This is a genomic window from Haloterrigena salifodinae (assembly GCF_003977755.1).
Lineage (GTDB): Archaea > Halobacteriota > Halobacteria > Halobacteriales > Natrialbaceae > Haloterrigena > Haloterrigena salifodinae.
This window is the reverse complement of the sequence record NZ_RQWN01000002.1, coordinates 987,526-1,001,271: the sequence shown is the minus strand read 5'-3', so window position 1 is coordinate 1,001,271 and position 13,746 is coordinate 987,526. Positions and strand designations below refer to the sequence as shown.

Annotated in this window: 13 protein-coding genes; 5 read left to right on the top strand and 8 right to left on the bottom strand. The window is 67.1% G+C overall.

Features of this window, described 5'->3' with window-relative positions:
* Positions 1-17 precede the first annotated feature (17 nt).
* On the bottom strand, positions 18-515 hold the full coding sequence (locus tag EH209_RS13540) for an SRPBCC family protein (RefSeq protein ID WP_126663385.1): 498 nt from the start codon (positions 513-515) through the stop codon (positions 18-20).
* Between the two features lie 120 nt (positions 516-635).
* On the bottom strand, positions 636-1,064 hold the full coding sequence (lrpA1, locus tag EH209_RS13535; protein ID WP_126663384.1) for an HTH-type transcriptional regulator LrpA1: 429 nt from the start codon (positions 1,062-1,064) through the stop codon (positions 636-638).
* 152 nt (positions 1,065-1,216) lie between these two features.
* Between lrpA1 and EH209_RS13530 the strand changes: the two genes are divergently transcribed.
* On the top strand, positions 1,217-1,537 hold the full coding sequence (locus EH209_RS13530; protein ID WP_126663383.1) for a hypothetical protein: 321 nt from the start codon (positions 1,217-1,219) through the stop codon (positions 1,535-1,537).
* Positions 1,538-1,615: 78 nt separating this feature from the next.
* Positions 1,616-2,779, top strand: a complete 1,164-nt coding sequence (locus EH209_RS13525; RefSeq protein WP_126663382.1) for a LolA family protein — start codon at positions 1,616-1,618, stop codon at positions 2,777-2,779.
* An 81-nt stretch (positions 2,780-2,860) separates the two neighbouring features.
* Here EH209_RS13525 and EH209_RS13520 read toward each other — a convergent pair whose 3' ends face one another.
* A complete protein-coding gene (locus EH209_RS13520) occupies positions 2,861-3,796 on the bottom strand; it encodes a thiamine pyrophosphate-dependent enzyme (RefSeq protein ID WP_008896701.1) in 936 nt (311 codons plus the stop codon).
* A gap of 3 nt (positions 3,797-3,799) precedes the next feature.
* On the bottom strand, positions 3,800-5,701 hold the full coding sequence (locus EH209_RS13515; RefSeq protein WP_126663381.1) for a 2-oxoacid:acceptor oxidoreductase subunit alpha: 1,902 nt from the start codon (positions 5,699-5,701) through the stop codon (positions 3,800-3,802).
* Between the two features lie 299 nt (positions 5,702-6,000).
* Here EH209_RS13515 and EH209_RS13510 point away from each other — a divergent pair, with 299 nt between their 5' ends.
* Both EH209_RS13510 and EH209_RS13505 read left to right on the top strand, forming a co-directional pair.
* Entirely contained in the window at positions 6,001-6,939 is a 939-nt protein-coding gene (locus EH209_RS13510; RefSeq protein ID WP_211338362.1) for an alpha/beta hydrolase, read from the top strand.
* Positions 6,940-7,016: 77 nt separating this feature from the next.
* Positions 7,017-8,492: an E3 binding domain-containing protein gene (locus tag EH209_RS13505; RefSeq protein WP_249038797.1), complete on the top strand. Its 1,476-nt coding sequence runs from the start codon at positions 7,017-7,019 to the stop codon at positions 8,490-8,492.
* 12 nt (positions 8,493-8,504) lie between these two features.
* On the opposite strand, the gene EH209_RS13500 is transcribed toward EH209_RS13505, so the two are convergent.
* The 3 genes from EH209_RS13500 to EH209_RS13490 are packed head-to-tail and all read right to left on the bottom strand — an operon-like array spanning position 8,505 to position 11,603.
* Entirely contained in the window at positions 8,505-9,524 is a 1,020-nt protein-coding gene (locus EH209_RS13500) for an NAD(+)/NADH kinase (RefSeq protein WP_126663380.1), read from the bottom strand.
* A gap of 28 nt (positions 9,525-9,552) precedes the next feature.
* Positions 9,553-10,560, bottom strand: coding sequence for an alpha-ketoacid dehydrogenase subunit beta (locus EH209_RS13495; protein WP_126663379.1), 1,008 nt, complete (start codon positions 10,558-10,560; stop codon positions 9,553-9,555).
* Entirely contained in the window at positions 10,557-11,603 is a 1,047-nt protein-coding gene (locus EH209_RS13490; RefSeq protein WP_126663378.1) for a thiamine pyrophosphate-dependent dehydrogenase E1 component subunit alpha, read from the bottom strand. The genes EH209_RS13495 and EH209_RS13490 overlap by 4 nt, the downstream gene beginning before the upstream one ends.
* 229 nt (positions 11,604-11,832) lie before the next feature.
* Between EH209_RS13490 and EH209_RS13485 the strand changes: the two genes are divergently transcribed.
* Positions 11,833-12,234: an OsmC family protein gene (locus EH209_RS13485; protein ID WP_249038796.1), complete on the top strand. Its 402-nt coding sequence runs from the start codon at positions 11,833-11,835 to the stop codon at positions 12,232-12,234.
* Positions 12,235-12,481: 247 nt separating this feature from the next.
* On the opposite strand, the gene aroC is transcribed toward EH209_RS13485, so the two are convergent.
* Entirely contained in the window at positions 12,482-13,633 is a 1,152-nt protein-coding gene (gene aroC / locus EH209_RS13480; protein WP_126663376.1) for a chorismate synthase, read from the bottom strand.
* Positions 13,634-13,746: the final 113 nt, after the last annotated feature.

The window sequence follows — 13,746 nt, the reverse complement described above, 5'->3', positions numbered from 1 at the left end:
GAATCCGTGTCGCACTCTCACTCGAGACGCGCCTTCGTCAATCGATGCCGTTTGCGGAACATGGCCTCGAAGCCGACCGTCGAGAACGGCGTGGCGACGTCGGTGAGACGGCCGACGCCGGCGACGTTGCTGCCCGGGAGTTCGTACGCGACGCGATCCCGGAGCACCGTCCGCTCGCCGTCAGCGAAAAACGAGTGGGTGTGTTCCCAGCGGTCGAACGGACCGCGGATCATCTCGTCGCGGAAGGAGGCGCTGCCGTCGCCGCGCTCGCGATCCGTGATCAGCGACGTCCAGTGCTGGCGCGGCCCGACGCCGAAGGGGCGTATCGACAGCGCGAGTTCGGTCCCGGTTTCGAGTATCTCCGGATCACGTTCGCCGTCGGGGCCGAGGATCACCTCGACGCGCAGGTTCATCCAGTCGGGCGTCGCCGCCTCGAGGCCCTCGACGCGCGAGTGAAACGCCCAGACGTCCGCGAGCGGCGCGTCGATCGTCGTCCGGCGTTCGTAGGTCGCCATCGCTCCCGACTACGCCGGCCGACGGGAAAACGGGACGGCCAAACGACCGGCCGGACGGACCGAACGTACCCCACCCACATCGTCCGCTCGGGCGTCGGAGGGGGACGCCGTTCGGACGGACTACTTCAGTCGTTCCTGGAGGAAAGAGGGATGTGCCGCGGTGACGCCGTCGATCTCGAGTAGCTGGTCGGAGATGATCTCGCCCAGCGCGTCGCCATCTGCGGCCCGGACCTCGGCCATCAGCATGTGATCGCCGCTGGAGCTGTACAGCGCCTCGACCTCGTCTAAGTCCTTCAGCGCCTTCGTCGCCTCGACGTAGCGTTCGCTCGAGACGTCGAACCCCACCATCGCGATCGTCTTGCTCGAGAGCTTTTTCGGGTCGATGTCGGCCGAGTAGCCGACGATGACGCCGTCCTCCTCAAGCTGGTTGATGTACTTTCGAACGGTCGGTTTCGAGACATCCGCCCGCTCGGCGATCTCGGCGTAGGATGCCTGTGCATCCTCCTCTAACACCTCGAGGATGCGATCTTCCGTAGCCTGTGTACTCATGATAGTCTCTTTTGCTCCGACGGAAAAATATCTTTTGTATACGAAAACGACCGGTACGCAGGGGAAAACGCCCTCGAGACGGACGTTTCGGGCGTCCGACGGCCGGACCGCCGGACTTATTCTCACGGTGGCCGGAGTGTCGGTATCCCGTCATGGTCGACGCCAATCACGTCAGCGGCGCGGTCTGGCTGCTCTGTGGTCTCGCAATCCTGTTTCTCGGTTATCTGATCGCTGCCCGCGGACGGGCCGACCTCCACTCTGACTACGACGAGTCGGTCGATCCCGCCTACGCCTCCCGGTGGGTCGGCGCTACGGCCCTACTCATGGGCCTGCTGGTCGTCGCCTACTCGATTCGGGAACTTCTCTACGGCTTCCATCCGTACGCGCTCGGCGGCCTCCTCGTCGCGTTGCTCGGCCTGAGCTACCTCTCGAAACTGTTCGCCCGCGGGTTCGGTGCGCAGAGTCGAGACTGAGTCCGCCGCCTGAGTTAGCCTCGCCGGTGTATCGGCCGAACAACAATTGATTTAACAGATCGGCGGCGGGCATGATATATGCGACAGACACGCCGGGAGTTCGTCGCGCTCGGGGTCGGTGCGATACCGGTCGCGACGGCGGGCTGTCTCCGCCTTCGCGGCGCCGACGCGACGACGGCCGCGGAACTCGAACGCCAACTGGGCGACCTCGATCGGCCGGAGACGATGACCGGCACCGTCGAGGCGACGTTCGACCGCGACGGGACGACGACCGTCACCGTAGACGAGGTCACGGCCCGCGCCAGCGGCGAGACGTACGTCGAAGGGACCACCGACGACGCCACCTTTCGGAACGTCGACGACGGGGAGCGGGCCTGGTTTCACGACCTCGAGCGAAACCGCATCGCGGTGCTGGACTCCGAGATGAGCGGCGAGAGTCACATCGAGTACATCTACGGCGAGACGACGACGTACTTCGACCAACTCGAGGCGAAGGTGCGCGAGGAGACGACGCTCGACGGCAGAGACGTCTACCAGGTCCGGTTCGATCCGCCGCCGGACAAGGCCGTCGAGCGTTCGATCAGCGTCCTCGCCGGCAACACGGAGTTCGTGATCCCGCTCGAGACGGAAGAGCGCGAGACGACGGAGCTACAGGAGACCGTCGAGCGGATCGACGTCTGGTTCGACCGAGAGACGCTGTTCCCGGTCAAACAGGTGGTCGAAACGGACGCGGTCGATTTCGACGCGATCTACACGTCGCTCGAACTGAACGAGCCGGTCTCGGACGACCCGTTCGCGTTCGATCCGCCGGACGACGCCCTCGTCGAGGAACACGTCTTCCCCTACCTCGACCAGTACGACGCGCTCGCGGACGCGGAAGCCGACGCAGGCGTTACGATGACGGAACCGACTTGCCTGCCGGAGCGCTTCGCTCGCGCGACGGCCGCCGTCGCCGACTACCCGTACGCGGACGACCTGCGGGAGGTCTCGGTCAGGTACGCCGGCGACGAGAGCGTCGGCGAGTCAATCCGGGTCGGCGCCTGCAACGGCCCCCGACCGTTCGACGTCGCCGGCGAGGCGGTCACCGTCAACGGCGCGTCCGGGACCGTCGCCGAGAGCGATCTCGGGACGACCGTCGAGTGGCCCTGCGGCGAGCGGACGTACGTCGTCTTCGCGACCGCGTCGGTCGAGCGCGAGACGGCGCTGTCGGTCGCCGAGTCGATCGACGACGACTGCGAATAGCGGACGCTCGCGACGGTCGAAGCGAACCGCGAAAAAACGGCGAAATCGGTACGAACGGCGTCCCTGATCGCGGGAACGTCGTTACGTGTGGCGCTCGAGCAGGTCGTAGCTGCGCTCCCACTCGGCGTCGTCGTCGAAGTAGCGCTCGGCCAGCGGCTGGTCGGGCATCTCGCCGACGGCGTGTTTCTCCTGAGAGTAGGAGGGTCGGTCGTCCTCGACGTAGTACCGTCCCGTCAGGACGGTGCCCTCGTTGAGGACGTCCTCGGTCTCGCGCATCATCTCGGCGGCTTCCGCGCGGTCGTTGACGTCGAAGTCGTAGTCGTCGGACTCCTGGACGTCGACGTAGGGGACGTACTGGCGGGCGTCCTTGTTCCAGGTCGGACACTGGGTCAGGAAGTCGACGTGCGCGAAGCCATCATGTTCGATTGCTTCCTTGATGATCTCCTTGGCCTGGTTCGGGTTGACCGCGGCGGTGCGAGCGATGTAGCTCGCGCCGGCGTTCAGCGACGTCGACAGCGGTCGCAGCGGCGTCTTCGCGCTCCCCGAGGGCTGGGTCTTGGACTTGTGGCCCTTCGGACTGGTAGGCGAGGTCTGGCCCTTCGTCAGCCCGAAGATCTCGTTGTTGAACACGATGTACGTGATGTCGTGGTTCTCGCGGGCCGTGTGGATGAAGTGGTTGCCGCCGATCCCGTAACCGTCGCCGTCACCGCCGGCGGCGATGACCTCGAGTTCGGGGTTGGCGAGCTTCGCGGCCCGGGCGACGGGCAGCGAGCGGCCGTGGATCGTGTGGAAGCCGTACGTGTCCAGGTAGCTGTTCAGCTTGCCGGAACAGCCGATCCCGGTGACAGTCAGCACCTCTTCGGGGGTCTTCCCGGCCTCGGGAAGCGCCTGTTTCAGCGACTTCAGGACGCCGAAGTCGCCACAGCCCGGACACCAGGTCGGCTGCGGTTCGACACCGGGGGTGTACTCGTCCCGGTCGATCTCGCGTTCCTCACCGATCGCGTTGAATGCACTCATTGGTTAGTCACCTGCAGCGGGTTCGATTCGTACCTGTGCGGTTGGCTGACGGTCCTCGTCGGCGAGGTTAACCTCGTAGCCCTCGACGATCTCGGCGGGCTCGAAGGGATTGCCGTTGAACTTCAGCAGGCTGGTCATCTTGTCGCCGAACCGGCCCAGTTCCTTCTGGATCAGGCCGCGGAACTGCGCGGTGGCGTTCATCTCGACGACCATCGCTTCGTCGACGCTCTCGAGGAACTCCGTCACTTCCTTCTCGGCGAAGGGCATCATGTCGGAGACGCTGATCCCTTTTACCGAGTGACCTTGCGCATTCAGGCGCTCGATGGCCTCCGAGACGGCACCCTGGGAGGAGCCCCAGGTGATGATGCCGTAGTCGGCGTCGTCCGGACCGTAGTAGGTCTGGGTCGAGTCCCGCTCTTCGTCGAGCTCCGCGCGGATCGACTCGAGTTTCTCGAGGCGACGCTCCATCTGGGCGACGCGGTTGTCGGGGTCCTCGCTGATGTGCCCGACGGGGCTGTGCTCGTTACCCGTCGCGAGGTAGCGCCCGCCCTTCTGGCCGGGGATCGAGCGCTGCGCGACGCCGTTCTCGGCGTCCTCGTGGTTGAACCGCTTGAACTTCCCGGAGTTGTCGTGAGCGGCCTCCCGGAGCTCTTCCTCGGTCAGCGTCGAACCGAGATCCGGCTGGGGATCGCGGTCGAAGAACTCGACGTCGACGTTGGTGTTCTCGCCGGAGAGCTTCTGGTCGTAGATGATGATCGCCGGGATCTGGTAGTCCCAGGCGATCTCGAAGGCCAGTCGCGTCTGCTCGTAGGCCTCCTCGATGTTCCCGGGCGCGAAGACGACGCGCTGGGAGTCGCCCTGGCTCGTGTAGAGGACGTGCTCCAGGTCGGCCTGTTCGGGCTTCGTCGGCATCCCCGTCGAGGGACCCGCGCGCATCGCCTCGATCAGGACTAGCGGCGTCTCGGTCATCTCCGCGAGGCCGAGCGGTTCGCTCATCAGCGCGAAGCCACCCCCGGACGACCCGGACATGGCCTTGACGCCGGCGTGGCTCGCGCCGACCGCGAGCGCGGCCGCGGCGATCTCGTCCTCGACCTGTTCAGAGACTCCGCCCATGTCGGGGAAGTTCTGGCTGAGGATGGTGAACACGTCCGTCCACGGCGTCATCGGGTAGCCGGCGATGAACCGGCAGCCGGCGTCGATGGCACCGTAGGCGATCGCGTTCGAACCCGACAGCAGCGCCTGCTCGGTCTCGTGGGAGCCCTCGGGCACGCGCAGGTCGTGTTCGAAGTCGTGGTCCTCCTTCGTCATCTCGTAGGCCTCGTGGAGGATCTCGAGGTTCGCCTCGAGGATATCGCCGCCCATAGCATCGGACATCAGGTCCTCGATGTGCTCGAGGTCCATGTCCAGCAGCGCCGCCGTCACACCCACGCCGGCGGTGTTGCGCATGACCTCGCGGCCGTGCTCCTTGGCGAGCCCTCGCAGATCAACTGGGAAGACGTGCCAGTCGTTCTCCTCTGCGCGCTCGTGGAGGTTGACGGCCTCGACGTCCTCCTCGCTGATCAGCCCCTCGTCGTAGACGATGATTCCGCCTTCGCGGAGTTCGTCTAAGTTCTCCGAGAGGGGCTTGATCTCCTCGTTGCCGTAGTAAGCCTCCTCCTGCGGGTTTCGAGCGAACGAGTCGCCCAGTGACAGCAGGAAGTTGTACCCGTCTCCCCGTGACTGTACCTCCCGATCCGCGGCTCGGATCTCGACGTAGGTGTGGCCGCCGCGGATTCGCGACGGATAGTGACGATGCGTGAATACGTCGAGCCCCGAGCGCATTAGCGCCTTGGCAAAGTTCTGGCTCGTCGAGTCGATTCCGTCGCCGGAACCGCCCGCGATTCGCCAGATAAGTTCGTCGCTCATAGTGAAATCAGTGGCCGGTGGGCCGACCGTACCAGGATTTTGCTCTACGTGACCTAAAGCCTTTGCTATACATTGCCATAGATCTATCGTGAGGAATGAACAACCATCCATTTTATCTCATTGCCCTACTCGATTCCCACGGGAAATCAGCCAAAGTCGAGCATGATTAATAATTTTAAATATAATTTAGCGATCATAAGATGAGATATTAACGCGCTTGCTGTCAAAACCAGTAACAGAGGGTTCGCGTGAAACCGGAGGTGGAATTATACGGACGCGAGTGATTGGTGTGCGATACCATGTCAGTATCGCTCGATTCCCAGGTGGAAGCGTTCCTCCACGAACTGTCGGACCGGGGACTCCCGCCGCTCTATCGCCTCTCGCTCGAGGAAGCGCGGGAGACGTATCGCGAACTCACTGTCTCCGACGAATCGGCCGACGCCGTCGGCTCGGTGACCGACCGGACGGTGCCCGGCCCGGCCGGCGAGATTCCGATTCGGATCTACGCGCCGTCGGGCGACGGGCCGTTTCCGCCGCTGGTGTTCTACCACGGCGGGGGCTGGATCCTCGGCGACCTCGAGACCCACGACGGACTCTGTCGGGCGCTCACGAACGCGACGGACTGCGTCGTAGTCGCTGTCGACTACCGACTCGCACCTGAACACCGGTTTCCGGCGGCGCTCGAGGACTGTTACGCGGCGACGCGGTGGGTCACGAACAACCGGACGGCGATCGATGCGACGACGGAGGGACTCGCCACCTGCGGCGAGAGCGCAGGCGGCACGCTCGCTGCGGGCGTGGCGCTGCTCGCCCGCGACCGAGACGGCCCGGTGATCGACTACCAGACGCTTCTCTATCCGCCCACGAACTACGCGTTCGACACGGACTCCTACGAGGAGAACGCGCAAGGGTACTTCCTCACCCGCGAGGACATGAAGCGGTTCTGGCGGGGCTACCTCCGGGGCGAACTGGACGGGCGCCACCCCTACGCGTCACCGCTCCGGGCGGACCTCGAGGGGATGCCGTCGTCGCTGGTCGTGACCGCCGGCTTCGACCCGGTCCGAGACGACGGCCGCGCGTTCGCTGACCGGTTGGCGGACGCCGGCGTTTCCGCTCGGCACCTCGAGTACGACGAGATGATCCACGGATTCCTGCCGATGCTCGACGATCCGGAACTCGACCGCGCGCGGGAAGCGATCGACGAGGTCGGCGCGGCGGTCCGGGGCGCGGTCCGCTGACGGCCGACCCCCTCGCCGCCCGAAACCGCGGGACGGGAGATACGCTTTAGTAACGGGATGTGATGCGTACCGGTATCATGGGATACGTTATCAAGATGCCGAAGCTGGGACTCGAGATGGAACGCGGGATCGTCCTCGAGTGGACCGTCGACGAAGGGGAGACCGTCGACGAAGGGGACGTCCTCGTCGAGGTCGAGTCGGAGAAGAGCATCGGCGAGGTCGACGCCCGCGAGGACGGGTCCCTCCGGCACGTCTACGTCGAAGAGGGCGAGGAGGTACCGCCCGGGACACCGATTGGCATCCTGGCGTCGCCGGATGCCGACATCTCGGACCTGCGGGCCGACGCCGAGGCCGGCCTCGAGGAGGAGGCGCCCGAGATCGCGGCGGCCGCCGGTCCGGACGCCGGCGCGGCGTCAGACGCGGCCGCGACGTCCGAGGCGAACGCCACCGACGGCGGCGACGCGGCCGCCGCGCAACCCTCCAGCGGCGGGTCGGGCGGGGCGCCCGAGGACCTCAAAGCGTCTCCGCGCGCGCGAAAACGCGCGGAGGAACTCGAGGTCGATCTGACGGCGGTCGAGGGGACGGGCCCAATGGGGTCGATCACCGAAGAGGACGTCGAGGCCGCGGCGGAATCGGCCGCCGAAGCGACGGATGCGGGGCCGACTGCAGCCGACGCGACGGACGGCGAGGAGATCAAGGCCTCGCCGCGTGCGAGGAAACGGGCGGCGGAACTCGAGGTCGATCTGACGACGGTCGGAGGAACGGGACCGATGGGATCGATCACCGAAGCCGACGTGGAGGCGGCGGCCGAGTCGGCGCCGGAGCCCGGAACCACCAGCGCCGAAGCCGAGCGTGAGGCCGACGTCGAGATTTCGACGGAACCGACCGACGTCGCCGGCGTCCGCCGAATCGAACCCGGAGATCCGCTGACGGATCGGTACCATCGGACGACGGCCGTCGCCGCGCCGGCGGCCGCAAACGCGCTGTTCGAGGCGACCGAAGCGGTGCGGACCGCCTTCGAAGACGAGGTCACGATGACCGACCTGCTGGTCGTTCTCGCCTCGGCGACGCTCGCCGACCATCCAGTTCTGAACGGAACGTACGCGGAATCGACCCATCAGGTCCGAGAGACGCAGAACGTCGCGCTCGTCGCCGGGAGCGACGACGGGCCGGTCTCCGTGGTCGTCCCGGACGCTCGAAACCGCTCGCTGACGGAGATCGTCGAGGCGCGGCGGACGGTCGACGGCGACGACGCGGACGCCGCCACCTCCGACGAGCGGGCCACGTTCACCGTCGCCAACGCCGCCGAGACCGAGGCGGACGGGCGACTCGTCAATCCGCCGTCCGTCGCGACCCTCGAGGTCGATCCGACCAGCCAGCGGGCCGTTCCGAACAGCGACGACGTGCGCCTCCGGCCGCTCGTGGTCGCGACGCTGACCTACGACGCGCGAGCGATCGGCGGCAACGAGGCAGCCGCGTTCCTCGAGCGACTGTTCGACCGGGCCGAGCGGGCGTCGGAACTCGTCCTCGGGTCGTACCGCGGCCGTGAGTAAAAACGGAAGTCGCTACCGCTCCTCGAGCAGCGGACCCTCGCGGACCAGCGCGCCCGCCTCGACGGCGGCGCCGAGCGCGGCGTCAGCGTCTACGAGTCGCGGCCCGTCGGTGGTTGGCGTCATCTCGACCGTCGCGTCCACAACCTCGAGTTCGCGCTCGCCGTCCGCGCCGACGACGCCGTCAGACACGTCGAAGGTCGCCGGCTCGTTCCAGTCCAGGCGTTCGCGCTCCTCGATTCCGATCGTCGCCGTCATCCCGGGCGCGACGATCGCCGAGACCGACCGCGGCGTCGCCTCGGGGTCGTCGAGGCGGAGCGCGACCCCGCCCGGCGCGTCGGGCGCCAGCGGCTCGAGACAGCCGGCGACGCTCCCGAGGCCGATGTCGCTCGGGTGCGCCCGCGAGACGACGCCGCCGACCAGTTCGGACGGGTCGATGACAGCCCGTGTGCCGACGAACGATCGGTCCGTGATCTCGACCGCTGCCAGTCCGGTGAGACGCTTCTCGCCGTTGACGTCGTCCGCTCGGACGTCGATCCGACCGTGGCGATCGGTTACGGTGTCGGCGTCCGCGGCGCCGGTCGCGACCGCGGCCGCGGCCGCTCCGGCGACGGTGCCGTCGACCGGCGTCGGCACGACGTTGTTCGTCCCCGTCGAGACGGAGACGACCGGCACGTCGCCGACCTCGAGCGCGACGTCGCGGGTGGTGCCGTCGCCGCCGAGGACGACGACGGCATCGGCGCTCTCGCGGAAGCGCGCGGCCACCCGTCGCGTGTCCGCGGCCGACTCCTCGATCGTCATCTCCACGCGTTCGACCGCGAGGTCGTCGGGCGCCTCGGAAACGGCGTGGTCGGCGATCCCGCTCCGGTCGGGCATGACCGCGACGTCAGGCGGCTCGGCGACGACGGCCAGCCCCTCGAGGACGCACTCGGCGACGCGGCGCTTGGCGTAGTTGTCGACGACGCTCGCGCCGCCAGTGAGCCGCCGGATGTCGCGACCGGCAGCCGGGTTCGCGATGAGTCCGACGCGGGTCACGCGTCGGCCCCGCGGCTCGCTGCCATCGCTACGTGATCAGCTTGATCGCCTCCCGGACGTCGTCGCCGTCGGGGAGGACCTCCTGTTCGAGCGGGGGACTGAACGGCATGTGAGTGTCCGGCGTCCCGATCCGCTGGATCGGGGCGTCGAGGCTGAAGAACGCCTCCTCCTGGACGCGGCTGACGATCTCGGCGTGGACGCCGTAGGAGAGGGGGCTCTCGTCGGCGACCACCAGCCGGCCGGTCTTCCGGACGCTGTCGGCGATGGTCTCCGTGTCCAGCGGGTACAGCGAGCGGACGTCGATGACTTCGACGCTGACGTCGTCGGCCAAACTGTCGGCGGTCTGCAGGCTCTCGCCGACGAGCCGCTGGGTCGCCACCACGGTGACGTCCTCGCCCTCGCGTTCGACCGCGGCTTCGCCGAGGGGGACGGTGAACTCCTCGTCGGTGGGGACCTCGCCCTGCTGCTCGTAGATCATCTTGTTCTCGAAGACGAACACGGGATCGTTCGACCGGACGGCGGCCTTCGTCAGTCCCTTCGCTGCGGCGGCCGTCCCCGGCGCGACGGCCTTCAGGCCGGGGAAGTGAGCGATCCAGGCGTGGACCGTCCCGGAGTGTTGGCTTGCGGCGCCCATGCCGCCGCCCTCGGTCGTCCGGACGGTGACCGGCATCTCCGTCTTCCCGCCGAACATGTAGCGCATCTTCGCCATCTGGTTCATGATCTGCTCCATCGAGACGCCCATGAAGTCCGAGAACATGAGCTCGGCGACGGGCCGGGTCCCGGTCGCGGCGGCGCCGGTCGCGGCGCCGATGAAACCGGCCTCGCTGATCGGCGTGTCGCGGACGCGTTCGTCGCCGAACTCCTCCCAGAGGCCGCCGGTCACCTCGAGGACGCCGCCGAACTTCCCGACGTCCTCGCCCATGAGGTAGACGTCCTCATCGCGCTGCAGCTCCTCGCGTAAGGCCATCCTGATCGCCTCGCGGACGGTCATCGTCTCGGTCTCCTCGGCGCGCTCGATCTCGGCCTGGGCGGTCATCGCCGATCACCTCCGAGCGAACCGCCGTCCGCACGGGCCTGGCTGGCGAACCGTTCGATCTCGGGTGGCATCTCGGCGAACATGTCCTCGTAGGCTTCGCTCGGGTCCGGGAGCGGAGCGTCCTGAGCGTACTCGATCGCCTCTTCGATCTCCGCCTCGATCTCGGTCCGCAGCTCCTCGAGTTCCTCCTCGGTCAGTTCGCCGCGGTCGATCAACAGGTCCGAGAACCGATCGATCGGGTCCTGTTCCTTCCACTTCTCGATCTCATCCTCGTCCCGGTAGGGCTGCTCGTCGCCCTCGTAGTGGCCGCGGTAGCGGTAGGTCTCGGCTTCGACGATCGTCGGCCCGTCGCCGGCTCGAGCGTGCTTGCGCGCCTCCTCGATGGCCTCGGCGACGGCGGTGACGTCCATCCCGTCGACGGTGACGCCGGGAATGTCGTAGGCGCCGGCCGTGTCGCTCAGGTCGTCGACGTTGTGCTGCTCCTCGACGGGCGTCCCCTCACCGTAGCGGTTGTTCTCGACGACGAAGACCGCCGGCAGGTCCCAGGTCGCCGCGAGGTTGATCGCCTCGTGTACCTGTCCCTGCGCGACGGCGCCGTCGCCGAGGAAGCCGACGGCCACCTGCTCGCGGTCGTCGTAATCGATCGACAGCGCGGCGCCGGTCGCCAGCGGCGGACCCGCACCGACGATGCCGTTCGCGCCGAGCATCCCGGAGTCGACGTCGGCGATGTGCATCGAGCCGCCCTTCCCGTTGCAGTAGCCGTCCTGCTTGCCGAACAGCTCGGCCATCATCAGCTTCGGGTCCAATCCCTTCGCGATGCAGTGTCCGTGGCCCCGGTGCGTGCTCGCGATGTAATCGTCGGGCTCGAGCGCGGCGCACGCGCCGACACCGACTGCCTCTTCCCCGATATACAGGTGGACGAAGCCCGGGATCTCTCCGTCGGCGAAGTAGTCGCCGGCCGTCGAGTCGAACTCGCGGATCGTCAGCATTCGACGGAGCGCCTCCCGTCGCCCCTCCTCAGTTTCTAGTGTGTAATCGGCCATGTGGCACACGATACCATGGACCAGTGTATAACGCTAACGGTGACCAAAATCGATGCCCGTAGGCGGTCGTTTATTAGCCCGAACGGTGAGGATCGAACGGTATGCACGCACCAGCACACCGAAGACGGGACCTCGACCGCTCGCGGTCCGTCGATCGCGGCGCGGAATCGAAACTGCAGTCGCCGACGCCGGCATCGACGCCGATGTCGACCGAGGTGGTTTGCGAATGATGCCCGAGCGAACCGTCACCGCCCGGAACCCGGAGGGGATGGGCGGGACTATCGAGGCCGGCTCGTTCGAATGGCGGTTCGACGAACCCGAGTCAGCCGGCGGCTCGGAGACGGGGCCGACGCCGGTCGACGTCTTCCTCAGCGCGCTGGCCTCCTGTCTCTCGCTGAGCGTTCGCTTCCAGGCGAACAAGCGCGACACGGCGGTCAAGACCATCGAGGTCACGACTGAGGCCGAACCCGAACGAGGCTCCGTCGACCGCCTCGAGGCGACGATTCGACTCGAGACCGACGCCGACGACGAGACGGTCGATCGCCTCGTCGACTTCGGCGAGCGGGGCTGTCACGTCTCGCAGCTCGTCGACGAGGAGACGCCGCTGGACGTCTCGTGGGAACGGCTGTAGCCGTCGGCGGTCCCACGACCGCGGTGTTCCCACTGGCCGACCGCGCTACTCGGGATCGGTCGCGTCCGTTTCGGGCACCGACTCCGCGTTCGCTGCAGTTTCGAAGACCGCGCCGTTCAAGTCGTCGACGTCGCCAGCACTCTTCGAGTTCTGGCTGCTCGTCGAACGTGGAACAGGCGACACGGCGTTTGGTACAGCTGTAAGCGGTTGAGAAAACGACCGATCGGCGCCTCGATCGGCTACCCGGTCACTCGTTGTTCGGGTTACTTGGGTGGTAGTCAGTATCGTACTCGCCGGGCTGGTTGTCGACGCGGTCGGGGTTGAGCCGGCCCGACAGTAGCATGAAGTCGACGAGCGTCAGCGCGAGCATCGCCTCGACGACCGGGACGCCCCGCGGCGGGAGGACGGGGTCGTGGCGGCCGATGACCTTCTCCTCCTTGATCTCGCCCGTCTCCCAGTCGGCGGTCTGCTGGGACTTGGGGATCGACGTGGGCGCGTGCAGCGTGACCTCGCCGTAGATCGGTTCGCCGCTCGAGATGCCGCCCTGGATGCCGCCGTGGTCGTTCTCGACGGGCGTCGGATTCCCTTCCTCGTCGAACTCCCAGTCGTCATTGCGCTCCTTGCCGGTCCACTCGCGGGCCTCGCGGCCGAGGCCGAATTCGAAGGCCGTCGTCGCCGGTACCGCCATCATGGCTTGGCCGAGCCGCGCGGACAGCGAGTCGAACCGCGGCGCGCCGAGGCCGACGGGGACGCCCTGGGCCTCGAAGTAGATGCTGCCACCGATTGAGTCGCCCTCCTCCTGGTACTCCTCGATCAGTTCCTGCATCTCCGCGGCGGTCTCGGGGTGGGCACACCGAACGTCGTTCTCCTCGGAGTGTTCCTTGATCTCCTCGAAGCTCACCTCGGGGGCCTCGACGTCGCCGATCTGGTTGACGTGGGCCTTGAGTTCGATGCCCTCGCGCTCGAGGAGCTTCTTCGCGATGGCGCCCGCAGCGACCCAGTTGACGGTCTCTCGGGCCGACGAGCGGCCGCCGCCGCCCCAGTTGCGGGTGCCGAACTTCGCCGAGTAGGTGAAGTCGCCGTGGGATGGACGGGGCGCCGTGATGAACGGCTCGTACTTGCCCGAGCGGGCGTCCTTGTTCTGGATGACCAGCCCGATCGGCGTCCCGGTCGTGTACCCGTCCTGAATCCCCGACTTGATCGAGACGTCGTCGGGTTCGCCGCGGCTGGTCGTGATCATCGACTGGCCCGGCTTTCGCCGGTCGAGGTCCTCCTGAATGTCCTCCTCCGAGAGCTCGAGGCCGGCGGGACAGCCCGAGATGGTACAGCCCATCGCCTCCCCGTGGCTCTCGCCGAACGTGGTCACCTGAAAGAGGCGACCGAAGCGGTTGCCGTTCATTACGGCTTCCTGGGAGACGGGGCCACTTAGCGGTGCAGGATCTTCGACGGCCGGTCGCCGCCGAATCGATTCCGTTCCGAGCGACCCGACCGAACGCGGCGCTCGAGGCGAGC